The 26,699-nt window shown below is 72.1% G+C and carries 22 protein-coding genes; 11 read left to right on the forward strand and 11 right to left on the reverse strand.

Annotated features, from left to right (window positions below; genetic code table 11):
* Positions 1-46: 46 nt before the first annotated feature.
* Both JAN01S_RS01415 and JAN01S_RS01420 read left to right on the forward strand, forming a co-directional pair.
* The gene (locus JAN01S_RS01415; RefSeq protein WP_084359907.1) at positions 47-292 is read left to right on the forward strand and encodes an AbrB/MazE/SpoVT family DNA-binding domain-containing protein; all 246 of its coding nucleotides are present in this window, start codon (positions 47-49) and stop codon (positions 290-292) included.
* Positions 289-708, forward strand: a complete 420-nt coding sequence (locus tag JAN01S_RS01420; RefSeq protein ID WP_068312548.1) for a type II toxin-antitoxin system VapC family toxin — start codon at positions 289-291, stop codon at positions 706-708. The genes JAN01S_RS01415 and JAN01S_RS01420 overlap by 4 nt, the downstream gene beginning before the upstream one ends.
* Positions 709-784: 76 nt before the next feature.
* On the opposite strand, the gene cimA is transcribed toward JAN01S_RS01420, so the two are convergent.
* The 5 genes from cimA to ilvD form a co-directional block, all read right to left on the reverse strand.
* A complete protein-coding gene (gene cimA / locus JAN01S_RS01425; RefSeq protein WP_068312696.1) occupies positions 785-2,365 on the reverse strand; it encodes a citramalate synthase in 1,581 nt (526 codons plus the stop codon).
* Between the two features lie 309 nt (positions 2,366-2,674).
* On the reverse strand, positions 2,675-3,466 hold the full coding sequence (locus tag JAN01S_RS01430; protein WP_068312552.1) for an HAD family hydrolase: 792 nt from the start codon (positions 3,464-3,466) through the stop codon (positions 2,675-2,677).
* 28 nt (positions 3,467-3,494) lie between these two features.
* Positions 3,495-4,595, reverse strand: a complete 1,101-nt coding sequence (locus JAN01S_RS01435) for a branched-chain amino acid aminotransferase (protein WP_068312555.1) — start codon at positions 4,593-4,595, stop codon at positions 3,495-3,497.
* A 59-nt stretch (positions 4,596-4,654) separates the two neighbouring features.
* On the reverse strand, positions 4,655-5,695 hold the full coding sequence (locus JAN01S_RS01440) for a 3-isopropylmalate dehydrogenase (RefSeq protein WP_068312559.1): 1,041 nt from the start codon (positions 5,693-5,695) through the stop codon (positions 4,655-4,657).
* A 74-nt stretch (positions 5,696-5,769) separates the two neighbouring features.
* Positions 5,770-7,614, reverse strand: coding sequence for a dihydroxy-acid dehydratase (ilvD, locus tag JAN01S_RS01445; protein WP_084359909.1), 1,845 nt, complete (start codon positions 7,612-7,614; stop codon positions 5,770-5,772).
* A gap of 574 nt (positions 7,615-8,188) precedes the next feature.
* Here ilvD and JAN01S_RS01450 point away from each other — a divergent pair.
* The gene (locus JAN01S_RS01450) at positions 8,189-8,815 is read left to right on the forward strand and encodes a hypothetical protein (protein WP_068312565.1); all 627 of its coding nucleotides are present in this window, start codon (positions 8,189-8,191) and stop codon (positions 8,813-8,815) included.
* Between the two features lie 51 nt (positions 8,816-8,866).
* The gene (locus JAN01S_RS01455) at positions 8,867-12,394 is read left to right on the forward strand and encodes an ATP-binding cassette domain-containing protein (protein ID WP_068312568.1); all 3,528 of its coding nucleotides are present in this window, start codon (positions 8,867-8,869) and stop codon (positions 12,392-12,394) included.
* A gap of 236 nt (positions 12,395-12,630) precedes the next feature.
* Here JAN01S_RS01455 and ilvC read toward each other — a convergent pair whose 3' ends face one another.
* The 3 genes from ilvC to JAN01S_RS01470 all read right to left on the reverse strand — a co-directional run bounded on the left by ilvC (position 12,631) and on the right by JAN01S_RS01470 (position 16,103).
* Positions 12,631-13,659 (reverse strand): ketol-acid reductoisomerase, encoded by a 1,029-nt coding sequence (gene ilvC, locus JAN01S_RS01460; RefSeq protein WP_068312571.1) that lies wholly within the window; start codon positions 13,657-13,659, stop codon positions 12,631-12,633.
* 84 nt (positions 13,660-13,743) lie between these two features.
* Positions 13,744-14,253, reverse strand: a complete 510-nt coding sequence (ilvN, locus tag JAN01S_RS01465) for an acetolactate synthase small subunit (protein WP_068312574.1) — start codon at positions 14,251-14,253, stop codon at positions 13,744-13,746.
* A gap of 14 nt (positions 14,254-14,267) precedes the next feature.
* Positions 14,268-16,103 carry an acetolactate synthase large subunit gene (locus JAN01S_RS01470; RefSeq protein ID WP_068312698.1) on the reverse strand — a complete coding sequence of 612 codons (1,836 nt, stop codon included), beginning with the start codon at positions 16,101-16,103 and terminating at the stop codon, positions 14,268-14,270.
* 362 nt (positions 16,104-16,465) lie between these two features.
* Between JAN01S_RS01470 and JAN01S_RS01475 the strand changes: the two genes are divergently transcribed.
* Genes JAN01S_RS01475 through JAN01S_RS01485 form a run of 3 tightly spaced genes read left to right on the forward strand, consistent with a single transcriptional unit; the run spans position 16,466 to position 18,956 of the window.
* Entirely contained in the window at positions 16,466-17,392 is a 927-nt protein-coding gene (locus JAN01S_RS01475) for a GNAT family N-acetyltransferase (RefSeq protein ID WP_068312577.1), read from the forward strand.
* 39 nt (positions 17,393-17,431) lie between these two features.
* The gene (locus tag JAN01S_RS01480; RefSeq protein WP_217999984.1) at positions 17,432-18,064 is read left to right on the forward strand and encodes a carboxymuconolactone decarboxylase family protein; all 633 of its coding nucleotides are present in this window, start codon (positions 17,432-17,434) and stop codon (positions 18,062-18,064) included.
* Positions 18,065-18,068: 4 nt separating this feature from the next.
* Positions 18,069-18,956 (forward strand): RNA polymerase sigma-70 factor, encoded by an 888-nt coding sequence (locus tag JAN01S_RS01485; protein ID WP_169797146.1) that lies wholly within the window; start codon positions 18,069-18,071, stop codon positions 18,954-18,956.
* Here the strand turns inward: JAN01S_RS01485 and JAN01S_RS01490 are convergent.
* On the reverse strand, positions 18,946-19,488 hold the full coding sequence (locus tag JAN01S_RS01490; protein ID WP_068312580.1) for a SixA phosphatase family protein: 543 nt from the start codon (positions 19,486-19,488) through the stop codon (positions 18,946-18,948). The two genes, JAN01S_RS01485 and JAN01S_RS01490, sit on opposite strands and share 11 nt — an antisense overlap.
* A 55-nt stretch (positions 19,489-19,543) precedes the next feature.
* Here JAN01S_RS01490 and JAN01S_RS01495 point away from each other — a divergent pair, with 55 nt between their 5' ends.
* The 3 genes from JAN01S_RS01495 to JAN01S_RS01505 are packed head-to-tail and all read left to right on the forward strand — an operon-like array spanning position 19,544 to position 23,527.
* Positions 19,544-20,683 (forward strand): PQQ-dependent sugar dehydrogenase, encoded by a 1,140-nt coding sequence (locus JAN01S_RS01495; protein WP_068312584.1) that lies wholly within the window; start codon positions 19,544-19,546, stop codon positions 20,681-20,683.
* A 39-nt stretch (positions 20,684-20,722) separates the two neighbouring features.
* Entirely contained in the window at positions 20,723-22,087 is a 1,365-nt protein-coding gene (locus JAN01S_RS01500; RefSeq protein ID WP_157075548.1) for an outer membrane protein assembly factor BamB family protein, read from the forward strand.
* 60 nt (positions 22,088-22,147) lie between these two features.
* A complete protein-coding gene (locus tag JAN01S_RS01505) occupies positions 22,148-23,527 on the forward strand; it encodes an outer membrane protein assembly factor BamB family protein (protein ID WP_068312589.1) in 1,380 nt (459 codons plus the stop codon).
* A gap of 49 nt (positions 23,528-23,576) precedes the next feature.
* Here the strand turns inward: JAN01S_RS01505 and JAN01S_RS01510 are convergent, their stop codons facing one another.
* Positions 23,577-24,494, reverse strand: a complete 918-nt coding sequence (locus tag JAN01S_RS01510) for a 2-hydroxyacid dehydrogenase (RefSeq protein ID WP_068312592.1) — start codon at positions 24,492-24,494, stop codon at positions 23,577-23,579.
* A 54-nt stretch (positions 24,495-24,548) separates the two neighbouring features.
* Here JAN01S_RS01510 and JAN01S_RS01515 point away from each other — a divergent pair, with 54 nt between their 5' ends.
* Positions 24,549-25,052 carry a hypothetical protein gene (locus tag JAN01S_RS01515; RefSeq protein WP_068312595.1) on the forward strand — a complete coding sequence of 168 codons (504 nt, stop codon included), beginning with the start codon at positions 24,549-24,551 and terminating at the stop codon, positions 25,050-25,052.
* A 76-nt stretch (positions 25,053-25,128) separates the two neighbouring features.
* On the opposite strand, the gene gatB is transcribed toward JAN01S_RS01515, so the two are convergent.
* Positions 25,129-26,697 carry an Asp-tRNA(Asn)/Glu-tRNA(Gln) amidotransferase subunit GatB gene (gene gatB / locus JAN01S_RS01520; RefSeq protein WP_068312598.1) on the reverse strand — a complete coding sequence of 523 codons (1,569 nt, stop codon included), beginning with the start codon at positions 26,695-26,697 and terminating at the stop codon, positions 25,129-25,131.
* Positions 26,698-26,699 lie beyond the last annotated feature (2 nt).

The raw sequence follows: 26,699 nt of genomic DNA on the forward strand, positions 1-26,699 counted from the left end.
CCGGCGGCCTCAGCCGACCAGCGACGGCTGATGGTAGATTTATGCCATGAGGACAACCATCGATGGAGCGGGCAGGATCGTCGTCCCGAAGTCTCTGCGCGACGCGATGCGGTTCGAGGCCGGCCAGCAGATCGACATCGTCTTCACCGATGGTCGGTTGGAGATCGAGGTCGCACCGACGGCAGCACGCGTGGTCGCGGACGATGCAGGTGTGCGTCTCGTTCCCGACGAGCCGCTGCCGCCCCTCACTGATGACGAGGTCCGCGACGCCCTCGAGCAGACCCGCCGGTGAGCCGATCCGACCAGCACACTTGCGACACCAGCGTGCTCGTGCCGGCACTGGCCTCGTGGCATGAACACCACGAGGTGGCCGGGGCCGCCATGGCGCGCTGCACGGCCCTGCCGGGGCATGTGCTCCTCGAGACCCTCAGCGTCCTCACCCGACTGCCCGCTCCCCACCGGCTCGACGGTCCGGTGGTGCTCGAGGCCTTGGAGCAGCTCGACCTGCCGGTCATCACACTCTCACCCGACGGACACCTCGAGGCGCTTCGCCGACTCACCGCCCGAGGCCTGCGTGGCGGAACGGTCTACGACGGTCTCGTCGCGTCCACGGCCAAAGAGCATGACCATGCGCTCCTCACCCGCGATCGCAGGGCACGACAGACCTATGAGGCCGTCGGCGTGCGGCTCGCCCCGATCTCGTCCTGACTCCACAGGCCGCCCTTCGCGGGTGGACGCCGACCCGCCGACGAATCACCCGCGCGCATACCTCCACCCGGCGGCCTCAGCGCACCGGCACCCTTGCCCGCATCAGGCCGTAGGTGATGCCGTCGACGAGCGCCTCCCACGAGGCCTCGACGATGTTGGGCGCGACGCCGACGGTCGTCCACGAGGTCTGGCCGTCGCTGTGCTCGATGAGCACCCGCGTCGTCGCGTCGGTGCCGTGGGCGGCGTCGAGGATGCGCACCTTGTAGTCGATGAGCTCGATCCGCTCCAGCTCCGGGTAGACGACCGACAGCGCCTGGCGCAGGCCCTGGTCGAGCGCGTTGACCGGACCGTTGCCCTCCCCCGTCGCGACGAGCCGCTGCCCGCCGGCGACGGCCTTGACCGTCGCCTCGGAGAGGGCGTCGACCCCGCCGCGGGCGTCGATCATGATCCGCCAGGACTCGACCTGCGCGTACTCCGGCGCGGCCTCCTCGAGCTCACGCCGCAGCAGCAGCTCGAAGCTCGCGTCGGCCGCGTCGAAGGTGTACCCGCGCTGCTCCATCTCCTTGACCTTCGCCAGCACCCGCGTGAGGGCGGCGTCGTCACCGGCGAGGTCGACGCCGAACTCGCGGCTCTTGAGCTCCACGGTCGCGCGCCCGGCCATGTCCGAGACGAGCATGCGCATGTCGTTGCCGACGTCCTTGGGCTCGATGTGCTGGTAGAGGTCGGGGTCGACCTTGATCGCGCTCGCGTGCAGTCCGGCCTTGTGCGCGAAGGCCCCCGAGCCGACGTACGGCTGGCGGGAGAAGTGCGGGAAGTTGGTCACCTCGCTCACCGCGTGCGCGATGCGGGTGGCGTCCTGCAGCCGGTGCGGCTCGACGAGGTCCATGCCGAGCTTGAGCTGGAGGTTGGCGACGACGGTGATCAGGTCGGCGTTGCCGGTGCGCTCGCCGTAGGCGTTGACCGTGCCCTGCACGTGGTCGGCCCCGGCCTCGACGGCGGCCATCGTGTTGGCGACGGCACAGCCGGTGTCGTTGTGGCAGTGGATGCCCAGCCGCGCCCCGGTGGCCTCGATGACGTCGGCGACGGCCGCGCTGACCTGGCCCGGGAGCATGCCGCCGTTGGTGTCGCACAGGGCGACGACCTCGGCGCCGGCCTCGTGGGCGGCGCGCACGCAGGCCAGCGCGTAGTCGCGGTCGAGGTGGTAGCCGTCGAAGAAGTGCTCGCCGTCGACCATGACCGCGCGCCCCTGTGCGCGCAGGTGCGAGACGGTGTCGGTGATCATCGCGAGGTTCTCCTCGCGGGTCGTGCGCAGGGCTCGCTCGACGTGCCCGGGGTGCATCTTGGCCACGAGGGTGATGACCGGCGCCTGCGAGTCGAGCAGCGCCTGCACCTGCGGGTCGGTCGCCGCGGACCCACCGGCGCGACGCGTGGCGCCGAAGGCCGCGAGCGTCGCCGTGTGCAGCTGCAGCTCGGTACGCGCCCGGGCGAAGAACTCGGTGTCGTTGGGGTTGGCCCCGGGCCATCCCCCTTCGATGTGGGTGACGCCGAGGTCGTCGAGGTGACGGGCGATCGTCAGCTTGTCCACGACCGAGAGGTTGATGCCCTCCTGCTGGGCACCGTCGCGCATCGTCGTGTCGTAGACGTGGAAGCCGGTCATCGTGGTCACTCCGGGATGGGGACGAAGGGAGGCGCTCGCCTCCCGCGGTGAGTGTGACACCTGCTCGTCGCGCCCGTCCGTGGCTGGGGTGTGCTCCGGACCCGATTGCTGTTGTCGCTGCCTGCTCGACAAAAGCAAAAGACCCCCCGGGTGTGGGAGGTCCGCGCGACGAGCAGGTGGCTCGTCGCGCCTAGATAATGAGCTGGGTCGCGGTGGCGACTCGGGTCGTCATCTGAAGCATCACCCGGTCACCATGGCACCACCGGCGCACACGCGGCACCGGGCGTCCGGATCGTGGGATCCGGCGGTTCACCCGATGAGACCCTCGAGGACCTGCGCGACGCCGTCCTCGTCGTTGGCCGGCGCGCGGTCGGTCGCGGCCGCGAGCACCTCCGGGTGGGCATTGGCCACGGCGAAGGAGCGGCCCGCCCAGGTGAGCATCGGCAGGTCGTTGGGCATGTCCCCGAAGGCCCACACCTGGCTCGCGTCGATGCCCAACTCGGCGCACCAGCCGGCCAGCGCGGCCGCCTTGGTCACGCCCGCCGCGGAGATCTCCGCCAGGCCGCCCGCCCCGGAGAAGGCGACGATCGCCCGGTCCCCCACCACTTCGGTGACGACCTCGATGAACTGCTCGTCGGTCAGGTGCGGGTTGCGGGCGAGCAGCTTGCCGACGGACGCGTCGGTGAGCAGCTCGATCGCCGAGGTCGTCACGAGGTCCTCGGGGTGGTCATGGATCGCGGCGAACATGCTCTCCGCCGCGAGGCCGGTGTGCCGCTCGGCGGCGAAGCCGGTGCCGGGCAGCTGCTCGCGCAGGTCGCGGACGATCTCGGTGACGACGTCGCGCGGGATCGAGCGCACGCCGAAGATCCGCCGCTCGGCGACGTCGTAGCGGAAGGCGCCGTTGCCGCAGATCGCCACGCCGCGGGCCCCGACGACGTGCGCGAGCTCGTCGAGCCAGCGCGGCGGGCGGGCGGTGACCAGGACCGTCTCGAGGCCCGCGTCCGCGACGGCTCGAAGGGCGTCGACCGAGCGCTGCGAGACGGTCCCGTCCGTGCGCAGGAGGGTGCCGTCGAGATCGGTGGCGATGAGTCGCGGGTCCACGGCACCAGTGTCCGCGACGGGTCGTGGCTCAGACGAGACGGGTCATCCAGCCACGCGTGTCGGCGGCGCGGCCGTACTGGATGTCGAGCAGCGCCTGGCGGATCGACCGGGTGACCTCTCCGCCCCCTTCGCCCGCGGTGGACGCGGCCGAGCCGCCGGCCCAGCGCAGCTCGCCGACGGGCGTGACGACCGCGGCGGTGCCGCAGGCGAAGACCTCGGTGATCTCGCCGGAGGCGACGCCGTCCTTCCACTCGTCGATCTCGATGCGCGACTCCTCGGGCGTCAGACCGAGGTCGGGAGCGATCTCGAGGATGGAGGCGCGGGTGACGCCCTCGAGGATCGAGCCGGTGAGCGCGGGCGTGCGCAGGCGACCGTCCTTGGTGACGAAGAAGAGGTTCATCCCGCCGAGCTCTTCGATGTAGGTGTGCGTCGAGGAGTCGAGGAAGACGACCTGGTCGCAGCCCTGGGCGATGCCCTCCAGCTGCCCGGCGAGCGAGGAGGCGTAGTTGCCGCCGCACTTGGCCGCTCCCGTGCCCCCGTCACCGGCGCGGGCGAAGTCGGTGCTCAGCCACAGGTTGACCGGCTTGAGGCCACCGGGGAAGTACGCGCCGGCCGGGCTGGCGATGACCGAGAAGGTCACCTCGTTGGCCGGGCGCACCCCGAGGAAGGCCTCGGACGCGAACATGAAGGGCCGCAGGTAGAGGCTCTCCTCCTTGGTGCTGAAGGCCGGGACCCACGGCTCGTCGGCCTCGACGAGCGCGGTGATCGACCGGATGAAGTCCTCCTCCGGCAGCACCGGCAGCGCGAGCCGCTCGCAGCTGCGCGCCATGCGCGCGGCATTGCGGTCGGGGCGGAAGGTCCAGACCGAGCCGTCCTCGTGGCGGTAGGCCTTCATCCCCTCGAAGACCTCCTGCGCGTAGTGCAGGACGGCCGCGGCCGGGCTGACCTGGAGGGGCCCGAAGGGGCGCACCTCACCGGTGTGCCAGCCCTCCCCCTTCGTCCACGTCGCGGTGACCATGTGGTCGGTGAAGTGGGAGCCGAACCCGGGGTCGGCGAGGATCGCGGCGCGGTCCGTGTCGGACGCCGCGGTCTCGCTGCGGGTGGTCGTGAAGGTCAGCTCAGCGGTCATCGGTGACACGTCTCCTCGGGGGTCTGGTGTGTTGCAGGTTACCCCCCGGCAGGGAGGTGTCAGAGCCGGCCGGCCACGGCGTCACCGATCTGGCTGGTCGACCGCTCACCCGCGCGCTCGGCGAGGTCGGCGGCGACGGCCGCCTCGACGCGCTGGGCGTCCTCGGACAGACCGAGGTGGTCCAGGAGCATCGCGGCGGAGAGGATGGCGGCGGTCGGGTCGGCCTTGCCCTGGCCGGCGATGTCGGGGGCGGAGCCGTGGACCGGCTCGAACATGCTCGGCGCCTCGCGCGTCGGGTTGATGTTGCCGCTCGCGGCCAGCCCGATGCCACCGGCGACGGCCGCGGCGATGTCGGTGATGATGTCGCCGAAGAGGTTGTCGGTGACGATGACGTCGAAGCGCGCCGGGTCGGTCGCGAGGAAGATCGTCGCCGCGTCGACGTGCTGGTAAGCGGTCTCGACGTCGGGGAACTCCGCGCCGACCTCTTCGACGGTGCGGCGCCAGAGGTGGCCGGCGTGGGTGAGCACGTTGTGCTTGTGGACGAGCGTCAGGTGCCGGCGCGGGCGGGCCTGGGCGCGGGCGAAGGCGTCACGCACGACCCGCTCGATGCCGAAGCGGGTGTTGACGCTGACCTCGGTCGCGACCTCGTGCGGGGTGCCGACGCGCAGCGCGCCGCCGTTGCCGACGTAGGGACCTTCGGTGCCCTCGCGGACGACGACGAAGTCGAGCCCCTTGTCGGTCACCTCGGTCGACAGCGGGCTCGTGACGCCCGGGTAGAGCTTGGCCGGGCGCAGATTGACGTAGTGGTCGAGCGCAAAGCGAAGGGGGAGCAGCACGCCCCGCTCGAGGACGCCGGAGGGGACGCTCGGGTCGCCGATGGCGCCGAGCAGGATGCCGTCGTGTCCGCGCAGCTCCTCGACGACGGAGTCCGGCAGGGTCTCGCCGGTGCGGTGCCAGCGCGCGGCACCTAAGTCGTACTCGGTCGTGCGGATGTCGACACCGCTGGCACCGAGGACCTTCAGGCCCTCCGCGACCACCTCGGGGCCGATCCCGTCGCCCCCGATGACGGCGATGTCGAAGCTGGTCTGCGCGTCGTTCATGGGCGCCACCCTAGGTCGCCGTCCCGACATGTGAACCCCGCGTCCCGACATTCGGACGCGTCAACGGGGTGGGCTCAGTCGACCTTGCGCGCGGCGCCCTTGTCGGCGGACTGGGCGAACTTCGCGAAGATATTCAGCGCGGGCGTGACGTGGCGGTCACGCGGGGCGGCGGGGGCCCACCCCTTCGCGTCCTGCTCGGTGCGGCGCCGGGCGAGCTCCTCGTCGTCGACGAGCAGGTTGACCCGACGACCGGGGATGTCGAACTCGATGACGTCGCCGTCCCGGACCAGGCCGATCGCGCCGCCGGAGGCGGCCTCCGGGGAGACGTGCCCGATCGACAGTCCAGAGGAACCGCCGGAGAAGCGGCCGTCGGTGATCAGGGCGCACTTCGGGCCCAGACCGGTGCCCTTGAGGTAGGAGGTCGGGTAGAGCATCTCCTGCATGCCGGGGCCGCCCTTGGGGCCCTCGTAGCGGATGACGACGACCTCGCCCTCCTGCACCTGCTTGGAAAGGATCATCTCGACGGCCGCATCCTGGGACTCGGCGACGCGGGCCGGCCCGGAGAAGTTCCACTGGTGCTCGGGCACGCCGGCGGTCTTGACGATGCACCCGTCCGGGGCGAGGTTGCCGGTGAGGACGGCCAGGCCCCCTTCGCTCGTGTAGGCGTGCTCGACGGAGCGGATGCACCCGTCCTCGCCATCGGTGTCGAGGCTCGACCACCGGTTGGTGGAGGAGAAGGCCTGCGTCGTGCGCACCCCACCGGGGGCAGCGTGGAAGAGCTCGGTCGCCTTGCCCGTCGCCAGCCCGGAGCGGATGTCCCAGTCCGAGAGCCACGACTCGAGGTCGGGGCTGTGCACCGAGCGCACGCTCGTGTCGAGCATCCCACCGCGGTGCAGCTCGCCGAGGATCGCGGGGATGCCGCCGGCGCGGTGCACGTCCTCCATGTAGTAGTCGCCGCTGTTGGGGGCCACCTTGACCAGGCACGGGGTGACCCGCGAGAGCGCGTCGATGTCGTGCTGGTCGAAGTCGACGCCGGCCTCCTGCGCGGCCGCGAGCAGGTGGAGGATCGTGTTGGTCGAGCCGCCCATGGCGATGTCCAGGCGCATGGCATTGGCGAAGGCGGGCTTCGTCGCGATCGAGCGCGGCAGCACCGACGCGTCGTCGTTGTCGTAGTAGTCGCGGCACAGGTCGACCACGAGGCGGCCGGCGTCGAGGAAGAGGTCCCGGCGGGCGCTCGCAGTCGCCAGCGTCGAGCCGTTGCCGGGGAGGGAGAGGCCAAGGGCCTCGGTCAGGCAGTTCATCGAGTTGGCGGTGAACATGCCCGAGCAGGACCCGCAGGTCGGGCAGGCGGACTGCTCGATCGCGGTGATCTCGTCGTCGGAGACGTTCTCGTCGACGGCCTTGACCATCGCGTCGACGAGGTCGAGCCGGGTGAAGGTCTCGCCGTCGTCGCCGATGATCGCCTTGCCGGCCTCCATCGGGCCGCCGGAGACGAAGACGGTGGGGATGTTCAGCCGCAGCGCGGCCAGGAGCATGCCGGGCGTGATCTTGTCGCAGTTGGAGATGCACACCAGGGCGTCGGCGCAGTGCGCGTTGACCATGTACTCGATCGAGTCGGCGATGACCTCACGGCTCGGCAGCGAGTAGAGCATGCCGTCGTGGCCCATCGCGATGCCGTCGTCGACGGCGATGGTGTTGAACTCCTTGCCGACTCCCCCGGCCTCCTCGACGGCGCCGGCGACGAGCTGGCCCATGTCCTTGAGGTGGACGTGCCCGGGGACGAACTGGGTGAAGGAGTTGGCGATCGCGACGATCGGCTTGCCGAAGTCACCCTCTCCCATGCCCGTCGCACGCCAGAGCGCGCGGGCACCGGCCATGTTGCGTCCGTGGGTCGTGGTGCGGGATCGAAGCTGCGGCATGACACCACGGTAGTTCGCCGTTCCGGGGACTGATACCGCGTCTCAGTCCCCGGCCGGTCCGCTCACCCCGTGGACTGGTCGTCACCGTGGGGACGTACGACGCGGCCGCCCCCGGATCGGGGGCGGCCGCGTCGATGTGCGTGGGTGCGGGTCAGTCCCGGCTGCCCTGCTCGCGGCGGTCCAGGCTCTCCTGGAGCGCGCGGCGGGCCTCGGTGGTGGCCTCGTCGGTCATGACGACTCCTCGTGCGTGCGTGGTGGATCAGGTGCGGGCACGACATGGGTGGGAGTGCCGAAGGGGACGGGGCCGGGTGGGCGCCGACCGCACGACGGTACGCCGCTCGGGACGCGCGACGGAACGCCCTGTCCAGTCCGTGGACCGGGTCTCGAGGCTCGGGCGCGGGCGCCCTCACACCTCGACCAACGTTGGGAGCCCCCCACCCCCACGCTGGCTGAGGAGCGAGGAACGAGCCTCGAAGCCACAGGTCTCGAGGCTCGGGCGCGAACGCCCTCGCACCTCGACCAGCGTCCGTTGTCCCTCGACCAACGTCAGGTGTCTCGTCGTACGGTGGAGGGGATGCATCCCGCCGACTACCCGTGGACCGTGCCCGCCGTGACCGGCGTGGTGTGGCCGGACGGGATCGAGGTCGGGGACCTCCCTTCGCCCGACGCACTGGCCGCCCGCACGCCGGTCGTCGCCGTCGGGTCCAATGCCTCCCCCGCCGTCCTCGTCGCGAAGCTCGGCGACCTCCTCGCCACCGGACTGCCCGTCGCGCCGGCGGTGGTCACCGACCTGACGGTGGGGCACTTCGCGCAGGTGGCGGCGCGCGGTTTCGTCGCGGCCGCGCCCGCACGCTCCCCCGGTGCACGCCGCGAGCTGTCGGTCGGCTGGTTCGACGACGCGCAGCTCGCGGCGCTCGATCTGACCGAGCCCAACTACCGCCGCGAGGTCCTCACCTCCGCGTGCACGTGGGCCGGGGGCGAGGTGGTCGGGGCACAGGTCTACGTCTCCTCACACGGTCTGCTGGCGGACGAAGGGGAGGTCCTCCCCCTTCGTCCCCAGGCCGAGGTGCTCGCCTGGCTGGGCCGGCGTCTGCCGGACCTGGCCCACGAGCTCACCCACGACCGCCTCGTCGACCTCGACGTGCGCGAGCGCGTGCGCCTGGCGCTCATCGAGAGGGGCCTGGTCACCCACCCCTGGTGAACCAGAAATTCGGAGGCGCGTGTCGGTGGGTGGACATAGCCTTGACAGGCCATGACCCAGACCCTCGAGCGGACCGCAGTACCGCCTCCCACGACCACCCGACCGACTCCCCCGGAGCGCACCGTCAACTGGCGACGCATGCGCTCGCCTGCCGCGGGCGCCGCGCTCGCGTGCTCGGCCGTCGCCGCGGTGCTGCTCACCCTCGGCACGGTCGTCGTCGGTCGGCTCGCGGAGGACCCGACCACCCGACTCGTCCAGCTGCTCGCCCTGCTCCTCATCGGCGGCGCGGTCATCGACAACGTCGGCAAGGTCATCTGGGTCGGCCTGTCCGACCGCGCCGAGGGCGTGCTGCGCGACGACCTGCTCGACGCCGCCCTCGCCCAGCCCGTCGCGACGCTCTCCGAGCAGGCCGCCGGCGAGATCCTCGACCGGGTCGACGACGACACCCACGAGGTCGGCAACCTCATGCGGTGGCAGGTGTGGATGTTCGCGCGCACCTCCTTCTCCGTGCTGCCGATGTGGATCGTCGCGGGCATCACGTGGTGGCCCGCGTGGCTGCTCTTCCCGCTGCTCGGCGGGGTCACGGCCGTCGCCGTCCGTCCCCTCCTGGGCGAGATCTCCCGGCGCAAGGTCATCGAGGAGATGGCCTGGACCGACCACGCCAGCGCCCTCGAGGAGGGCATCGCCGGTCGCGACGACCTGCGCACCAGCCTGGGTCAGGCCCACATGCTCCAGCGCCTCGCGACGCTCACCGCGCGGGTGCACGCGCGCTTCGCCGACGTCGTCGTCCTCGAGAGCCGGCTGGCCCGCCGGGCCGGCCTGCTGCTGCACTCCCTGCTCGCCGGCATCGGCGTCGCGGGGATCGCGCTGGCCGTCGGTGGCGCGCTGTCCGTGGGTGAGCTCGTCACGCTCTTCATCGTCACGTCGACCTTCGTCGGACTCGTCGGCCAGCTCTCCCACCAGCTGCCCGACCTGCAGGCCGGTCTGGGCGCCGTGATCCGGTTGCGCCAGATGCTCGCGGTCGAGCCGGAGCCGCAGGGGGGCGCCCCCGTCCCCGCCGGCGCCGAGCTGTCCGTCGAGGTCCGCGGGCTCGACTTCTCCTACAGCGAGGGCAGCTTCGCGCTGCGCGACGTGACCTTCGCCTGCCCGGCCGGCGAGACCGTCGCCCTCGTCGGGCGGACCGGGTCGGGCAAGTCGACCCTGGCGTCCTTCGTCTCCCGGGCGGTCGAGCCGCCCCGGGGCAGCGTCTTCGTCGGCGGGGTCGACGTGCGCGACATCGACCTCGAGCAGCTGCGCACCGACGTCGGCGTCGTCACGCAGCGCACCGAGATCATCGCCGGCTCGCTCGCCGACAACATCACCCTCTTCGACGACACCCCGCGCGAGGACGTCGTCGCAGCCGTCACCGAGCTCGGCCTGGCCGACTGGGTCGACGGGCTGCCCGACGGGCTCGACACCCTCCTCGGGCCCGGGGGCACGACCCTCTCGGCCGGTGAGGAGCAGCTCGTCGCCTTCGCCCGCCTGCTCGTGCGCGACGTGCGGGTCGTCGTCCTCGACGAGGCGACCGCCCGCATGGACCCGCTCACCGAGCGCCGGGTCGTCTCGGCCTCGGACCGCCTGCTCGTCGGCCGCACCGGCATCCTCATCGCCCACCGGCTCAACACCATCGAGCGCGCGCCGCACGTCGTGGTCCTCGACCACGGGCGGGTCATCCAGCAGGGTCGGCGCATCGACCTGGCGCGCGAGCCCGGCCCCTTCCGCAGCCTGCTGCTCGACAGCCGGGCCGAGTCCGACACCGACGTGCCGTCCGCGGAGGGGCACGTCGACCACGCGGACCTCGACCCGGTCGGCGGGCGTCGCCGCACGACGACGCCTCCCGAGGTGCCAGAGGTCGGCGACGGGCCGTCGCTCGGGCGCGGCATCGCCCACGCCCTGTCGGTCAAGCCGCAGTGGGGCATCGCCGGTGCCCTCTGCTTCCTCGCCATGTCCCTGCTCGGGGCCCAGGGGGCGATCACGGGTCTCGTCTGGGGCCGCGCGATCGAGGACCTGCAGGCCGGGCGCACGCCCACGCTGCTCGGTCTCGCCCTCGTCGCGTGCCTGCTCGTCGTCCCCTTCCTCACGTCGCAGGCCTTCTTCCGCTACCCGCGGTGGTGGATCGAGGTCATGCTGCGCACCCGCTTCGCCGTGCTCGTGGGTCAGACCCGCGCCGAGCGGCTGCCGCGCACGCCCCCGGGCGAGGTCGTGGCCCGCTCGATGGACGCCGACCGCTACGCGCGGTACGCGGACCGGTGGGTCGACTTCATCAACGGCCTCGTCATCGCCGCGCTCACCGCGGTGCTCGCGGGCACCTGGGTCGCCGGCGCGGTCCTGCTGACCGTGATGGTCAGCTCGGCGCTGGCCGCGAGCCTGGGACGGCCCGTGGCAGGTCGGTCGGCGGCCGCGGCCTCCCTCGCCCGCGCGCGCTTCGGCCGTGCCGTCGTCTCGGCGCTCGAGGCGGTCCGCACGGTCAAGCTGGCGGCGGCGACTCCCTTCGTCCGACGTCACCTGCGTCAGGTCGACGGTGGCCGCGTCGAGGCGGCGGTCAAGGAGCACCGCGTCCAGGCCGTGCTCGACGCCGTCCCGCTCGTCATGGTCCAGTGCGGCGTCGTCGCGACGTGGTGGATCCACGTCGCGGGCGGCTGGGGCCTGGGCACGGCGATCCTCGTCTCCGGGGCAGTCGCGGGCTTCGACTGGTTCGGTCGCGTCGCGAGCATGGTCGTCACCGAGGCGCCGGGCACCCGGGCCTGGCAGGTCGAGACCGCGCGCTTCGCCGGTGGGGTCGACCTGATGGACCTGCCCGAGGGCGTGGACCTCGTCGAGGGCGTCTCGCCGGCGCCCGTCGCCGGTGAGCGCGAGCCCCTGCGCCGCCTCGAGCTGCGCGACGTCACCGTCGTCCACGACGACGGCACGATCGGGGCCAGCGACATCGACCTGACCGTCGACGCCGGTGAGCTCGTGCTGCTCGTCGGGCAGGTCGGCTCGGGCAAGTCGAGCCTGCTCGCCTCGCTCGCCGGTCTCGTCGACCACCGCGGCGAGGTGCTGTGGAACGGCACTGCCGTCACCGACCCGCAGCGGGTGCTGCGGCCCGGACGAGTAGCGCACGTCGCGCAGGTGCCGCGGGTGCTGTCGGGGACCTTCGTCGACAACGTGCGGCTCGGGCACGAGCGTCCGCTCGACGCCCCCATCGGGTTGGCGCGGATGAGCGAGGACGTCTCTGCCGCAGGCGGGCCCGACTCGCTCGTCGGCCACCGCGGGGTGCGCCTGTCCGGCGGCCAGGTGCAGCGACTGGCGTTGGCCCGTGCGCTGGCGACCGAGGCCGAGCTGCTGCTCGCCGACGACGTCTCCTCCGCCCTCGACGCCACGACCGAGATCGACCTGTGGCGCGGCCTGCGCGAGCGAGGCGCGACCGTCATCGGCGCGACCTCCAAGCGCGCGGCGCTCGAGCAGGCGGACCGGGTCGTCGTCCTCGACGGTGGCCGCGCGGTCGCCACCGGCACCTGGGCGCAGCTCTCCCCCGCCTGGGGGCACCTCGCCGGCTGAGGGCACTCGCCCCCTCCCCCCTCCCCCCGCGATTGGAGGTAACCGCGCTGACGAATCACCTGCGCGTATACCTCCAATGGCGGGCCCCTGCGGTCGAGCCGGCGGGCATGACGAAGGGGGCGTCCCCGGCTGGTGAGCCGGGTGACGCCCCTTCGGGGACCCGCGCGGGGTGGCCGCGGCGGGTGGTCCTGTGAGCAGCGGGCTCGCTGGCGCTCGCTGCGATGCTCGCGCTCTCGTCAGCGAGCAGCCGACCCCTCGGTGTAGTCGTCGTCGCCCGACTGCCAGGCGAAGTGCGCACGCAGCGTCTTGCCGGTGGCCTCGATCGGGTGACCGGCCTCCTCCTCGCGCAGCTTCTGGAACTCGGCGGCGCCGTTGTCCTGGTCGTCGATGAAGCGCTTGGCGAAGGAGCCGTCCTGGATGTCGGCGAGGATGCCCTTCATCGACTCCTTGACCTTGGCGTCGACGACGCGCGGGCCGGAGACGTAGTCGCCGTATTCGGCGGTGTCGGAGATCGACCAGCGCTGCTTGGCGATGCCGCCCTCCCACATGAGGTCGACGATGAGCTTGAGCTCGTGCAGCACCTCGAAGTAGGCGATCTCCGGCTGGTAGCCCGCCTCGGTGAGGGTCTCGAAGCCCGCCTGCACGAGGTGCGACATGCCACCGCAGAGGACGGCCTGCTCGCCGAAGAGGTCGGTCTCGGTCTCCTCGGTGAAGGTCGTCTTGATGACGCCGGCGCGGGTGCCACCGATGCCCTTGGCGTACGAAGCCGCGATGTCCCAGGCCTTGCCCGAGGCGTCCTGCTCGACGGCGATGATGTCCGGGATGCCGCGGCCGTCGACGAACTCACGACGCACCGTGTGGCCGGGCGCCTTGGGCGCGACGAGGATGACGTCGACGCCCTCGGGGGCCTGGATGTAGCCGTAGCGCACGTTGAACCCGTGGCCGAAGACGAGGACGTCACCGTCCTTGAGCTCCGGGGCGATGTCGTCGGCGTAGACGTGGCGCTGCACCTGGTCGGGCGCGAGGATGACGATGACGTCGGCCTCGGCGGCGGCCTCGCGCGGGGTGAGCACCTTCAGGCCCTCGGCCTCGGCCTTGGCGCGGCTCTTGGAGCCCTCCTTGAGGCCGACGCGCACGTCGACGCCGCTGTCGCGCAGGTTGAGCGAGTGGGCGTGGCCCTGCGAGCCATAGCCGATGACGGCGACCTTGCGGCCCTGGATGATGGACAGGTCGGCGTCGTCGTCGTAGATCAGTTCGGCGGCCATGTGGCTCTTCTCCTTGTGGTGTCGGTACTGCGGTCGAGGTCTGGCGTCATCGTCTCGCGTCGGGCGGGGCGATGACCGGGTGGATCAGTGTCTGGAACGGTCGGTGATCGAGCGGGGTCCGCGGCCGATGGCGACGACGCCCGACTGGACGAGCTCCTTGACGCCGTACGGCTCGAGGATGTCGAGCATCGAGTTCAGCTTGTCGGCATTGCCGACGGCCTGCAGGACGATCGCGTCGGCGGTGGCGTCGACGATCTTGGCCTTGAACATCTGCGCGGTCTCGAGGATGCCGCTGCGGCTCGTCGCGTCGGCCCGCACCTTGACGAGCACGACCTGGCTGTTCACCGAGGCGAGCGGGTCGAGCTCGACGACCTTGAGCACCTCGACGAGCTTGTTCAGCTGCTTGGTCACCTGCTCCAGGGGCAGCAGGTCGACGTCGACGACGACGGTCATCCGGGAGACCTCGGGGTGCTCCGTGGGCCCGACGGCGAGCGAGTCGATGTTGAATCCCCTGCGGGAGAACAGCGCCGAGATCCGGGCGAGGACGCCGGGCTTGTTCTCCACGAGGACGGACAGGGTGTGCTTGGTGCTCATGCGTGGGTGCTCCCTCACTGGCCGTCGTGGTCGGCGTCGGTGTCCTGCTCGACCGCCTCGGACTCCTCGCGGTCCCACACGGGCGCGGCGTCACGGGCGGTCTGGATGGCGTCATTGCTCACGCCGGCGGGGACCATCGGCCACACCATGGCGTCGCGCTCGACGACGAAGTCGATGACGACCGGGCGGTCGTTGATCGCCATCGCCTGCTCGATCGTCGCGTCGAGGTCCTCGGGCCGCTCGCAGCGCAGGCCGACGCAGCCGTACGCCTCGGCGAGCTTGACGAAGTCGGGGATGCGGTTGCCGACCGACGTGTGCAGGTCGGTGTTGGAGTAGCGCTCGTTGTAGAACAGCGACTGCCACTGGCGCACCATGCCCAGGCTCGAGTTGTTGATGACCGCGACCTTGATCGGGATGTCGTTGATGACGCAGGTCGCGAGCTCCTGGTTGGTCATCTGGAAGCAGCCGTCGCCGTCGATCGCCCACACGACCCGGTCGGGCTCACCGACCTTGGCCCCCATGGCGGCAGGCACCGAGTAGCCCATGGTGCCGGCACCACCGGAGTTGAGCCACGAGTTGGGACGCTCGTAGCCGATGAACTGCGCGGCCCACATCTGGTGCTGACCGACGCCCGCGGCGTAGACGGCCTCGGGACCGGCGATCGCGCCGATGCGCTCGATGACGTGCTGCGGCATGAGGGCGCCCTCGTGCGCCGGGGTGTAACCGACGGGGTACTCCTGCGCCCACCCCTTCGTCGTGGTGACCCACCCGCGGTAGGTGTCGGGAGTGACCTGCCCGGCCTCTCCCTCCCCCGTCTCGATCGCCGCGATGAGCTCGCTGATGATCGCCTTGGCGTCACCGACGATCGGCACGTCGGCGACGCGGTTCTTCGAGATCTCCGCGGGGTCGATGTCGGCGTGGATGACCCGCGCGTCCGGGGCGAAGGACGAGAGCTGCCCCGTCACCCGGTCGTCGAAGCGCGCGCCGACCGCGATGATCAGGTCGCTGCGCTGCAGGCCGGTGACGGCTGCGACCGACCCGTGCATGCCCGGCATGCCCAGGTGGAGGGGGTGCCCGTCGGGGAAGGCGCCCCGGGCCATCAGGGTGGTGATGACCGGGATGCCCGTCAGCTCCGCCAGCCGGCGCAGCTCGGCGTGCGCGCCGGCGCGGATCACGCCACCGCCGACGTAGAGGACCGGCTGGCGGCTGGCGGCCATGAGGCGCACGGCCTCACGGATCTGCTTGGCGTGCGGGCGCGTCACCGGGTGGTAACCCGGCAGGTTGATCTGCGGCGGCCACGTGAAGGTGGTCGTGGCCTGCAGCGCGTCCTTGGCGATGTCGACGAGGACGGGGCCGGGTCGGCCGGTGCTCGCGATGTGGAAGGCCTCGGCGATGACCCGCGGGATGTCCGCGGCGTCGGTCACGAGGTAGTTGTGCTTGGTGATCGGCATCGTGATGCCGCGGATGTCCGCCTCCTGGAAGGCGTCGGTGCCGATGGCCGCGGACGCGACCTGCCCGGTGATCGCGACCATGGGCACGGAGTCCATGTGGGCGTCGGCGATGGCCGTGACGAGGTTGGTGGCACCGGGCCCGGAGGTGGCCATGCACACGCCGACCCGGCCGGTGGCCGATGCGTACCCCTCGGCCGCGTGGCCGGCGCCCTGCTCGTGGCGCACGAGGATGTGGCGGACCTTGGTCGAGTCCATCAGCGGGTCGTAGGCCGGCAGGATCGCGCCACCCGGGATGCCGAAGACGACATCGGCACCGACGTGCTCCAGGGCGAGGATCAGGCTCTTGGCGCCGGTCACCTGCTCCGGGGTCGCTCTGCTGGCCTCGGTCCGGCGCGCCATCGCGGCCGGGCTCGGGGTGCTGCTGCTCGTGTCAGTCACCGTGTGTCCTTCGGTTCGGCGTGCCATCTGCTGGTCCTCCCTGATCCTCTCCCGGCATGAAAAAGCCCCTCAGTCCGGGTGCGGACATGAAGGGCGCGCGCTACGTCGGCGACGGGTCGTCGCTCAGGCAGCGCGCCGGGGAAGTACGAGGAGGAGGGCCATGCCCGTACTCTCTCCCGCCGCCCGCCCCGTGTCAACGCTTGAGACAGCAGCATCCACGATGCGGACATGGACGAAGGGTGTGGCCCCGGACCGGAGGAGTCGCGAAGGGGGTGCGCCGGAATTCGCGTGACAGGCACCGCCCGCGGCGGGAGGCTGCCTCCATGACGAGCCGAGACGCGCCCCCCTTCGTCCTGCCGGCCGGCGTCGACCTCACAGTCCGCCCGCTCGAGCCCGCCGACGCCCCGGCGGTCGTCGCGCTGGCCCGCGCCGACGAGGCCGAGTCCCTCCCCGAGCCGTTCACCGAGCTCGTCGACGTCGAGCGCACGTGGCGCCAGCCCTCGACCGACCTCGCCACCCGGTCCGTCGCCCTGCTCGACGGAGACGATCTCGTCGCCTACGCGCTCGTCGGGCAGCGCGGTCACCTCGACGCCGTCGTCCCGCAGGCGTGGCGCGGTCGTGGGATCGGGCGCGCACTCCTCGACCACGCCATGTCCATCGCTCGCGCCCACGACGACGACGAGGTGTCGCAGACGGTGCCCGTGGGCAGCGCGGCACAGCGCTTCCTCGAGGCGGCGGGCGCCCGCCCGACCTACGACGCGTGGATCCTCGAGCTGCCCCACGGCCGCACCGTGGCCGACCAGTCCCTCCCCGACGGGTTCGCCCTCGGCGAGGGCCGCCCGGACGAGATGCTCACCGTGCACCGCGTCATCGAGGACGCCTTCAACGAGTGGCCGGGGCGCCGTCCGACGAGCTTCGCGGACTGGTCCGCCGACTTCCTCGAGGGCGACGAGGCCGCGCCCTGGCGCTGCCGGGTCGTGCGCGACCGCGCGGGTGAGGTCGTCGGCGCGGCGATGGTCATCGGGAGCGAGGACGGGATGCTCTGGGTCGACCAGCTCGCCGTGGCCGCCCGTCACCGCGGGCTCGGCCTGGCCCGCGCCCTGCTCGCGGACTCCTTCGCCGAGGGCCGCCGACGCGGCCTGCAGCGGGCCGGCCTGTCGACCGACTCGCGCACCGGCGCGCTGGGGCTCTACGAGCACGTCGGCATGGAGATGACGGCGACCTTCCGCCACTACGTCCTGGCGGTGTGACGCAGGTCCTGTCACGCGGACCGCCCGGCCGGTGTCTTCATGGTGAACGGCCCGACGACGGGCCGACCGACGAAGGGAACCACCGTGCCCAGCTCCTTCCGCATCCCCCGCGCCGACCTGACCTCCTCCCCCTTCGGCCGGCTCGTCGCGGGCCTCAGCCGACGGCTCTACGGCGAGGTGCCCGACAACGCCCACGTCCTCTTTCACAACCGCAAGGTCCTCATGACGACCTTCGGCCACGAGCGCCGGATCGCGACGTGGGACGCTCTCGACCCCCACCTCAAGATCTACGCGGTCATGGCCTCGGCGGCGACGATCGGGTGCTCGTGGTGCCTCGACTTCGGCTACTGGACCGCCCACGAGGACGGGCTCGACCTCGACAAGGTGCGCGAGGTGCCGCGCTGGCGCGAGTCGGACGTCTTCACCGACCTCGAGCGGGACGTCATGGAGTACGCCGAGGCGATGACCGCGACCCCGCCGACCGTGACCGACGAGCTGTCCACGCGACTGCGCGAGCGGCTGGGCACCTCGGCCCTCGTCGAGCTGACGATGATGGTGGCGGTGGAGAACGAGCGCTCCCGCTTCAACGCCGCCGCCGGCCTGTCGAGCCAAGGGTTCTCCGAGGTGTGCGAGCTCCCCCTCGCCGGGCGCGACGCGGGCGTGGGACGGTGAGTGCGTGAGCACCATCGGGAGCGGCGACGACGCCGCCACGTCGGCGTGGGTCGCCCACCGCAACCTGCTCTACACCGTCGCCTACGAGATGCTCGGCTCCGCAGCGGACGCCGAGGACGTGCTCCAAGAGGTGTGGCTGCGCTGGTCGCGGGTCACCGACGACGTCCACGACCCGCGCGCCTACCTCGTGCGGGTCACGACCCGGCAGGCGCTGAACCACCTGCGCAGCAGCAGCCGTCGGCGCGAGGAGTACGTCGGGCCGTGGCTGCCCGAGCCGCTGCTCACCACCCGCGACGTGGCCGAGGACGTCGAGCTCGCCGACAGCGTCTCGACCGCGATGCTGCTCGTGCTCGAGACGCTCGCGCCGGTGGAACGCGCCGTCTTCGTGCTCCGCGAGGTCTTCGACCTGCCCTACGACGAGATCGCCGCTGCGGTCGACAAGACGCCCGAGGCTGTCCGGCAGGTCGCCCACCGGGCCCGCCGGCACGTCACGGCCCGCAGGCCACGGCAGACGGTCACCGCGGACGAGCGGGCGGCGGTGATGGAGCGGTTCCTCGCGGCGGTCGCCGGCGGCGACCTCCAGTCACTCGTCGACGTGCTCGCCCCCGACGTCGTGCTGCTCACCGACGGCGGCGGGGTCAAGCAGGCCGCCCTCAAGCCGATCATCGGGGTGGACAAGGTGCTGCGCTTCCTCCAAGGCGTCTACGTGGCGGCCACCTCGGCACAGGCCGTGGAGGTCAACGGGGCGCCCGCCCTTCGCCTGGAGATCGACGGCGAGCTCGAAGCCGTCGCGACGTTCACCGTCGTCGACGGGCAGGTCGCCGCCGCCTACGTCGTGCGCAACCCGCACAAGCTGACGTCGCTCACGACGCCCGCCGCGCTCACCCGCTGACGGGAGCCGGCCTCGGGGCGCGCAGCTCGTCGAGCACGGCCGCCCCGTAGGCCAGGTCCTGCCAGTGCCCGGAGAAGCGCAGCACCGCGGCCGCCCCCGGGGGGAACCCGTTGCTCAGCTGCTCGTGGGCCTCGTCGTCGCCCTCGCCGTCGGCGAGCAGGCTGACGGCCGTCGGCAGGCCGGGAGCATGCCCGACGACGAGCAGCACGTTGGCGTCGTCGGTCGACTCACGGATGACGGCCAGGACGTCGTCGGCGTCCGCGTTGTACAGGCGGTGCTCGATCTGCACCTCCGCCTCCGGGCATCCGGCTGCTGCGACCTCCTGCATCGTCTCGCGGGTACGCAGCGCCGGCGAGCACATGACCTCGTCACAGCCGAGCCCGTGCTCGCGCAGCCAGCGCCCCACCTCCTGCGCCTGCTCCCGACCGAGCTCGGTGAGTGGTCGTTCGCGGTCGTCCTGACCGGCACCGCCCGGCTCGGGCTCGGCGTGCCGCAGCAGGATCAGGGTCCGGTCCTCTGCTGACGTCGTCATGATCCGAGTGTGGCCCCGGACACACTCCGGCGCCACCCCTCGGTAGCCTCGGTGCATGACGCCGCACGCTGTGGTCGGGTCACTCCTCGGCATGTCCGCGGCGGTGCTCCTCGCGGCCTGCAGCGGGGGGTCCGGCGGCGGTGACGCGCCGTCGTCCGTGGGCGGCAGCGCCACCCCGTCCACGTCGTCGTCGTCCGGGACGACAGCGTCGCCCGACTCCGGCCCACCGGAGGTCACCGAGGTCGCCCGCGACCTCGACGTGCCGTGGGACATCGCCTTCGTCCCCGACGGCGACGCGCTCGTCACCCTGCGCGACCGCGGCACGATCGTGCGGATCGCGGACGGTCGGGTGAGCGAGGTCGGCACCGTCCCCGGCGTGGCGGCCGATGGCGAAGGGGGCCTGCTCGGCCTCGCGGTCTCCCCCGACTTCGCGCAGGACGAGACGATCTTCGTCTACGCCACGACCGACGAGGACAACCGCGTCCTGCGGATGACGTTGGGGGACAACGGCCTCGGCTCACCGGAGCCGGTCCTCACCGGCATCCCGAACGCCGGCATCCACAACGGCGGCCGGATCGCCTTCGGCCCCGACGGTCACCTCTACGTCGCGACCGGCGACGCCGGCGAGACCTCCTCGTCACAGCGCGCCGACAGCCTCGGCGGCAAGATCCTGCGGATCACGCCTGACGGCGAGCCGGCACCGGGCAACCCCGAGGCGGACTCCCCCGTGTGGAGCTCGGGCCACCGCAACGTGCAGGGTCTCGCCTGGGGCGAGGACGGGACGATGTGGGCCAGCGAATTCGGCCAGTCGACGTGGGACGAGCTCAACCGGATCACGCCCGGCAGCGACTACGGGTGGCCCCAGGTCGAGGGCGTCGGCGGACGGTCCGAGTTCGTCGACCCGGTCGCGACGTGGTCGACCGCCGAGGCGTCGCCGAGCGGCATCGCGGTCGCCGACGACGGCTCGGTCGTCATGGCGGCGCTGCGTGGAGAGAGCCTGTGGCGCGTGCCCGTCACGGGCGAGGGAGAGGGCACGCAGGTCGGCACGCCGCAGCGGCTGCTCGAGGGTGAGCACGGGCGGCTGCGCGACGTCGCGCTCGCTCCCGACGGGAGCCTGTGGGTGCTGACCAACAACACCTTCCGCGGAGAGCCGCGCGAGGGTGACGACCGTGTCCTGCGCATCACGCTGCGGTGACCGGGCGGGCCCGGTGTCGCGGCCCTAGGATCCGGGCACATGGGACGTGCAGGGGTGGCCGGGGTCGGACTCGTCGCGGTCGGAGTGGCCGGGATCGTGGTGGCCGTGGTCGCCGACCTGGGGCGATGGCCCTACTACGGCGGCGCTGCCGCGGTCGCCGTCGGACTGGGTCTGCTGCTCGCCCGCGTCCTGCGTCGCCGCACGCTCCTCGTCCCCGCGGTGACCGCCGTGGCGGTCCTCGTCGGTGGCGGTGCATGGCTCGGGCTCAACGGGATCCCCGAGGACCACGCTGCGTGGCCGGAACGGGCCGAGGGGTACGACATCACCGGCGATGCCGGGCGACTGGGCGACGCATGGTTCACCGGGGCAGCCGCCTACGACACGGCGACGGGCGCGGTCCGCTGGACCACGTGGGGAGACGGCGCCGCTCCCTCCACCGCCGAGGACATCGATCTCGTCGCGCTCACGGACACCGCGGTCATCAGCTTCGAGCCGACGGAGGACCGACGCAGCGGACGGTTGGTCTCCCGGGCCCCGAGCGACGGCAGCGAGCAGTGGGCGGTGACCTCGCCGTTCGGACGAGGTGTGGCCGTCGACGAAGACATCCTTGTCCTCAGCGGTTCGGAGGGCACGCGGGCACACGACCTGCGCTCGGGCGAGCAGGTGTGGACCTCCGCCCTTCCCTCGGCCACGATGTGCGAGCTCGGCGACCTGCACCACTCCTACGGCCCGGCCCGGGGGCAGTCGGTCGTCGTGGCGATGGACGAGGAGGCTGCCGGTGCCTCGGCAGACCTGCTGCGGGTGGTCGACGGCGAGACGATCTCGTCGGACGTCTCCTGCCTGAACGGCGCCCGCGTCCTGGCTGACGTCCTGGTTCAGGCTGACGGGGATCGGCTCGAGGGTCGCTCGGTCGAGGACGGCGCCGTGCTGTGGCGCGCACCCGAGCACCTCGAGCCGCTGGCCTGGGCCATCTCCGGGTCCGGGTCGACCGCCTTCGTCCCGGATGACCTCGAGTACTTCGCCGTCGACGTGGCCACCGGCGCGGTCACGAAGACGAGCCCGCCCGACGGCTGGCGGGTGCCGTTGGACGAGACCCACGACGAGTTCGGCGACCCCGTCCGCCAGCCCGTCGTCGGCGAGGACGGTGGCCTGGGTGTCTGGGAGCTCGGCACCGACCGGGTCATCGAGGTGCCGGCCGCCGCTTCCTACCGCGAATTCGTCCAGGACTGGGCAAGCGGGTGGTTCGTGCTGGCGGCCGACGTCGAGGACGCCGTGGGTGACCGGCACCGCCGGGCGTGGGCCATCTCCCCCGAGGGTGGGCTCCGCGGTCCCTTCGAGGGGCGCAACGCCTACATCGCCGATGGGCTGCTCCAGGTCGACGACGTCGTCCACCCCGTGGACTGACCCCACACGCGTCGGCGCGGTGCCACGGTCGGCTCGGGCCCCCGACCTACACTGCGGCACATGCGCAGGGTGCTCGAGTGGCTGACGAAGCACGTCGCGCTCTGCGGTGCGGCCCTCTGCGCCGTCGGTATCGGCCTGCTCGCGGCATCGGTCCTCGCTGACCTCGGGCGGTGGACCTACTACGGCGGGGTCGTCCTGCTCGTCGCCGGCCTCGCCCTGCTGCTCTCCCGTGTGCTGCGCACGCCCCTGGTCCTCGCGGCTGTCTGCCTGGCCGTCGCACTCGTTGCGGCGGGCGGCTCCTGGCTGGCGCTCAACGGGCTGCCCGACCAGCACGAGCACTGGGACGAGACGGGCGCGCCCAGCCACCTGACCGAGGACTCCTTCCGGCAGGATCGGGTCCTCTTCGCCGGGGGCAGCGCGCGCGACCTCGCCACCGGAGCCGTGCTGTGGACCGTCCCCGAGGACAGCCACGTGATGACGACGACCGACGAGACCGTCATCCTCAGCGAGCCCGTCGAGGACGGCGAGGGCACTCGTCTCATCGCGCGACTCATCGACACCGGCCACCAGGTGTGGTGGGCCGACGTCGGCGAGGACCCCCACGCCATCGCCCAGCACGACGGCGTGCTCGTCGTCTCCTCGCGCAGCGGCACCGTCGGGCACGACCTGACCTCCGGCGTGGAGCTGTGGACCTCGGCCCGCCCGTCGGGGACGGAGTGCAAGCAGCGCGCGCCCTGGATCCCGGACTCCCGCGACCTGCGCCAGTCAGCGGTCTTCCTCCCCACGCCCGGCAGTGACACCGACACCGTCGACGTGCACCGGGTGGGCGACGGCGAGGTGTTGATCGAGGGCCTGGACTGCTCCGCCGCCGGCCGGATCGTCGGTGACGTGGCCGTCGAGCACGGCACCGACTCGATCCGCGGTGTCTCCGTGTCCTCGGGCGAGACCCGGTGGGAGCAGGAGTGGATCCGCGACGCCCAGCCCTTCGCCCTGCCCGACACCGGAGACGTCATCCACATCCCCGGTGACGAGGGCCAGTACCACTCCCTGGACCTGGTCACGGGCGAGGTGACACCGACCGCGGCTCCCGACGGGTGGGTCGCGACGCACGACGAGATCCGCCACCAGCGGGCCGAGGTGCTCTGGCAGCCGGTGCGCCGCGGCGCGGAGGTGGGCCTGTGGGAGATCGGCAGCGACCGCGTCGTGCGCATCCCCGGCACCCCGTCCCTCGGCATCGCCGAGGCCGACGTCAGCGGGTGGGTGGCCGTCGTCGGCTCGACGCAGGACATCGTCGGCGACCGGCACCGCGCCACATGGGCGGTCTCACCCGAAGGTGAGGTGCGCGGTCCGTTCGCCGGTGGCAATGCCGCCCAAGACGGTGCCGCGACCATGGCCGACGGCGTGCTGCGGATCGGCGCGCGCGTCTATCCGCTCGACTGAGCGCGACCGGCTGGCTGTCGGCCGACCCGAGCGTCCGTGCCCGACCGGCTCAGCCGCGGTCGACGACGTGGATGGGTTCCTCCCCGGCGACCAGTCGGGCGAGCTGCTCGCGAAGCAGCGCCACCATGCGCGGACGGAATGCCTCGGTGACCCCGCCGACGTGCGGGCTGATGATGACACCGGGGGCCGACCACAGCGGGTGGCCTGCCGGCAGCGGCTCCGGGTCGGTGACGTCGAGCGCGAAGCGCAACCGGCCCGCCTCAGCGAGCGCCGCCTCGGTGTCCAGCGCGGGTCCGCGACCGACGTTGACGACGAGTGCCCCGTCGGGCAGGGCCGCGAGGGCCTCGGCCCCGAGGATGCCTCGGGTCGTGGCCGTCCCCGGCAGGACCGAGATGACGATGTCGTGCTGCGGCAGCAGGTCGAGCAGCTTGTCCGTGCCGTGGACGCGCTCGACGAGTTCGTCGCCGCCACGGGCGCGGGAGGCGAGCGCGGTCAGCTCCACCTCGAAGGGAGCCAGTCTCCGGCCGATCGCCGAGCCCACCGAGCCGTAGCCGAGGATCAGAACGCGCTTGTCGGCGAGCCCGGGGCGGAACTTCCGAGGCAACCACTCCCCCTTCGCCTGGGCCGTGGCGAACTCGTCGAACCCGCGCTGCGACGCGAGGACCAGCCCCACCGCCAGCTCCGCGGTCGCCGCGTCGTGCACGCCGTGCGCATTGGCGATCGCCACGTGCTCGGGGACGACCGGCAGTGCCGCGTCGACGCCGGCCGACAGGAGCTGGACCAGGCGGACGGACGGCACCTGCGCGACCGGCTCGATGAGGTCCGGACCGCCCATGTACGGGGCGACGAAGACATCGAGCTCCTGCGTCGGCGGCGGATCCGTGGGGTCCCACACGAGTGCGGTGACGCCCTCGACCGGACCCACGTCGTCGCGCCAGCTGCTGTCGGGGAAGGAGACGGTGACCATGGATCGAGCCTAGGCCGCCCCCGGGATCTCGCCGAGGCGACCTACCCTCGGGTCATGCGACGTCGTCCGGACCCCGAAGCACTCGCGGCCACCTGGACCGGTGCGCTCAGGCGCGGCGAGACGATCGTCATCGAGCAGAGCCGCCTGCCCGCCGTCCGCTACCTGCTGCTCGTCATCGGGATGACGGTCGTGTGTGCGTGGGTGCTCACCCGCGACGGGTGGTGGCTGCGCACCGGCCTCATGTGGCTCGGCATCGTCCTCTTCGGCGTCGTGGGGATCCCCGTGCTCGTCCGCCAGGTCGTCCGCGGCAAGGAGCCCGTCGTGCGGATCACCGGCTCGACCGTCAGCGTGGGCGACGAGGTGATCCCCCTCGCCGAGATCACCGCGGTCCGGCGCCACGACGGGGCCTACGGCGATCAGGCCCCCGAGGGCCCCGGCGGGGTCAGCGTCCTGCGCGGTGAGGAGCACGCGCTCGAGATCCCACTGCCGCCGTGGGTGCCGACCGGGGCGGTGGAGCGCACGCTGCTCCCCGGACCCCCAGCACCCGGTTCGAGGTAGTCGACGGCCTCCTGGGGGCACTCGACCAGATCGACCCGGGGGACGCGGGACGCGCTCCCCCGGGTCGATCCCGAGATCAGGCGCCGAGCTTGGCGAGGATCATCTCGCGCGCCTTGCCGGCGTCGGCCTGGCCCTTCATCTCCTTCATGACCTGACCGATGAGCGCCCCAGCGGCCTGGACCTTGCCGCCGCGGATCTTGTCGGCGACGTCGGGGTTGGCCTCGATGACCTTGTCGACCGCTGCCTCGAGGGCGCCGTCGTCCTGGACCAGCTCGAGACCGCGCGCATCGGCGACGGCGGTGGGGCCCCCTTCGCCGTCGAGGACGCCCTCGAGGACCTGACGGGCCATCTTGTCGTTGAGCCGGCCCGCGCCGACCATCGACTCGAGCTCTGCGACGTGCGCCGGGGTGACGCCCACCTGCTCGGCATAGGTCGTCAGGTCGACACCCTCGGTGTTGGCCCGGCGGGAGGGCTCGCCGAGCCACCACTTGCGGGCGGCCTGCGGCGTGGCGCCGGCGGCGACGGTCTCCTCGATGAGCTCGGTCGCGCCCGCGTTGAGCACGTCGCGCATCTCCAGGTCGGAGTAGCCCCACTCGCCCTGCAGCCGCTTGCGGCGCTGGGCCGGCGGCTCGGGCAGCGTGGCGCGCAGCTCCTCGACCCACTCACGGCTGGGCGCGACGGGCACGAGGTCCGGCTCGGGGAAGTAGCGGTAGTCCTCGGCGTCGGACTTCTCCCGGCCACTCGTCGTGATGCCGGTGTCCTCGTGCCAGTGGCGCGTCTCCTGCAGGATCGAGCCGCCGGAGGTCAGGACCGCGGCGTGGCGGCAGACCTCGTAGCGCACCGCCCGCTCCACCGAGCGCAGCGAGTTGACGTTCTTGGTCTCGGTCCGGGTGCCGAGCGGGACGGCGAGCTGCTCGGGAGCGGCCGGGTCGCTCCCTTCGCGCGGACGCAGGGAGAGGTTGACGTCGCAGCGCATCGAGCCCTGCTCCATCTTGACGTCGGAGACGTCGAGGGCGCGCAGCAGGTCACGCAGCGCGGCGACATAGGCCTTGGCGACCTCCGGGGCGCGCTCGCCCGCGCCGACGATCGGACGGGTGACGATCTCGATGAGCGGGATGCCGGCGCGGTTGAAGTCGACGAGCGAGTACTCGGCGCCCTGGATGCGGCCGGTGGCGCCACCGACGTGCAGGCTCTTGCCGGTGTCCTCCTCCATGTGGGCGCGCTCGATCTCGACTCTAAAAATCTCTGAGGTCTCGCCATTCTTGCCCGGGATCTCGACGTCGAGGTAACCGTCGAAGGCGATCGGCTCGTCGTACTGCGAGGTCTGGAAGTTCTTCGGCATGTCCGGGTAGAAGTAGTTCTTCCGGGCGAAACGGCACCACTGCGCGATCTCGCAGTTGAGGGCAAGGCCGATGCGGATCGCCGACTCGACGCCGATCGCGTTGACGACCGGGAGGGCGCCGGGCAGGCCGAGGCACACCGGGCAGACCTGCGTGTTGGGCTCGGCGCCGAATCCGGTGGCGCACCCGCAGAACATCTTGGTGTTGGTGCCGAGCTCGACGTGGACCTCCAGGCCCATGACGGGGTCGAAGGTGGACAGGGCCTCGTCGTACCCGAGGACCTCGTCGGTGGTGCTGCTCGCCATGT

It is taken from the genome of Janibacter anophelis NBRC 107843 (genome assembly GCF_001570945.1).
Classification (GTDB): Bacteria; Actinomycetota; Actinomycetes; order Actinomycetales; family Dermatophilaceae; genus Janibacter; species Janibacter anophelis.

Bases quoted from the DNA above. Each gene is read 5' to 3' on its own strand.
- JAN01S_RS01415 (WP_084359907.1), top strand. From the start codon at position 47: ATGAGGACAACCATCGATGGAGCGGGCAGGATCGTCGTCCCGAAGTCT.
- cimA (WP_068312696.1), bottom strand. From the start codon at position 2,365: ATGACCGGCTTCCACGTCTACGACACGACGATGCGCGACGGTGCCCAG.
- JAN01S_RS01510 (WP_068312592.1), bottom strand. From the start codon at position 24,494: ATGGTCACCGTCTCCTTCCCCGACAGCAGCTGGCGCGACGACGTGGGT.
- JAN01S_RS01455 (WP_068312568.1), top strand. From the start codon at position 8,867: ATGACCCAGACCCTCGAGCGGACCGCAGTACCGCCTCCCACGACCACC.
- JAN01S_RS01475 (WP_068312577.1), top strand. From the start codon at position 16,466: ATGACGAGCCGAGACGCGCCCCCCTTCGTCCTGCCGGCCGGCGTCGAC.
- JAN01S_RS01480 (WP_217999984.1), top strand. From the start codon at position 17,432: ATGGTGAACGGCCCGACGACGGGCCGACCGACGAAGGGAACCACCGTG.
- JAN01S_RS01505 (WP_068312589.1), top strand. From the start codon at position 22,148: ATGCGCAGGGTGCTCGAGTGGCTGACGAAGCACGTCGCGCTCTGCGGT.
- JAN01S_RS01500 (WP_157075548.1), top strand. From the start codon at position 20,723: ATGGGACGTGCAGGGGTGGCCGGGGTCGGACTCGTCGCGGTCGGAGTG.
- ilvC (WP_068312571.1), bottom strand. From the start codon at position 13,659: ATGGCCGCCGAACTGATCTACGACGACGACGCCGACCTGTCCATCATC.
- JAN01S_RS01440 (WP_068312559.1), bottom strand. From the start codon at position 5,695: ATGAACGACGCGCAGACCAGCTTCGACATCGCCGTCATCGGGGGCGAC.
- JAN01S_RS01450 (WP_068312565.1), top strand. From the start codon at position 8,189: ATGCATCCCGCCGACTACCCGTGGACCGTGCCCGCCGTGACCGGCGTG.
- JAN01S_RS01470 (WP_068312698.1), bottom strand. From the start codon at position 16,103: ATGGCGCGCCGGACCGAGGCCAGCAGAGCGACCCCGGAGCAGGTGACC.
- JAN01S_RS01435 (WP_068312555.1), bottom strand. From the start codon at position 4,595: ATGACCGCTGAGCTGACCTTCACGACCACCCGCAGCGAGACCGCGGCG.
- ilvD (WP_084359909.1), bottom strand. From the start codon at position 7,614: ATGCCGCAGCTTCGATCCCGCACCACGACCCACGGACGCAACATGGCC.
- ilvN (WP_068312574.1), bottom strand. From the start codon at position 14,253: ATGAGCACCAAGCACACCCTGTCCGTCCTCGTGGAGAACAAGCCCGGC.
- JAN01S_RS01515 (WP_068312595.1), top strand. From the start codon at position 24,549: ATGCGACGTCGTCCGGACCCCGAAGCACTCGCGGCCACCTGGACCGGT.
- JAN01S_RS01495 (WP_068312584.1), top strand. From the start codon at position 19,544: ATGACGCCGCACGCTGTGGTCGGGTCACTCCTCGGCATGTCCGCGGCG.
- JAN01S_RS01490 (WP_068312580.1), bottom strand. From the start codon at position 19,488: ATGACGACGTCAGCAGAGGACCGGACCCTGATCCTGCTGCGGCACGCC.
- gatB (WP_068312598.1), bottom strand. From the start codon at position 26,697: ATGGCGAGCAGCACCACCGACGAGGTCCTCGGGTACGACGAGGCCCTG.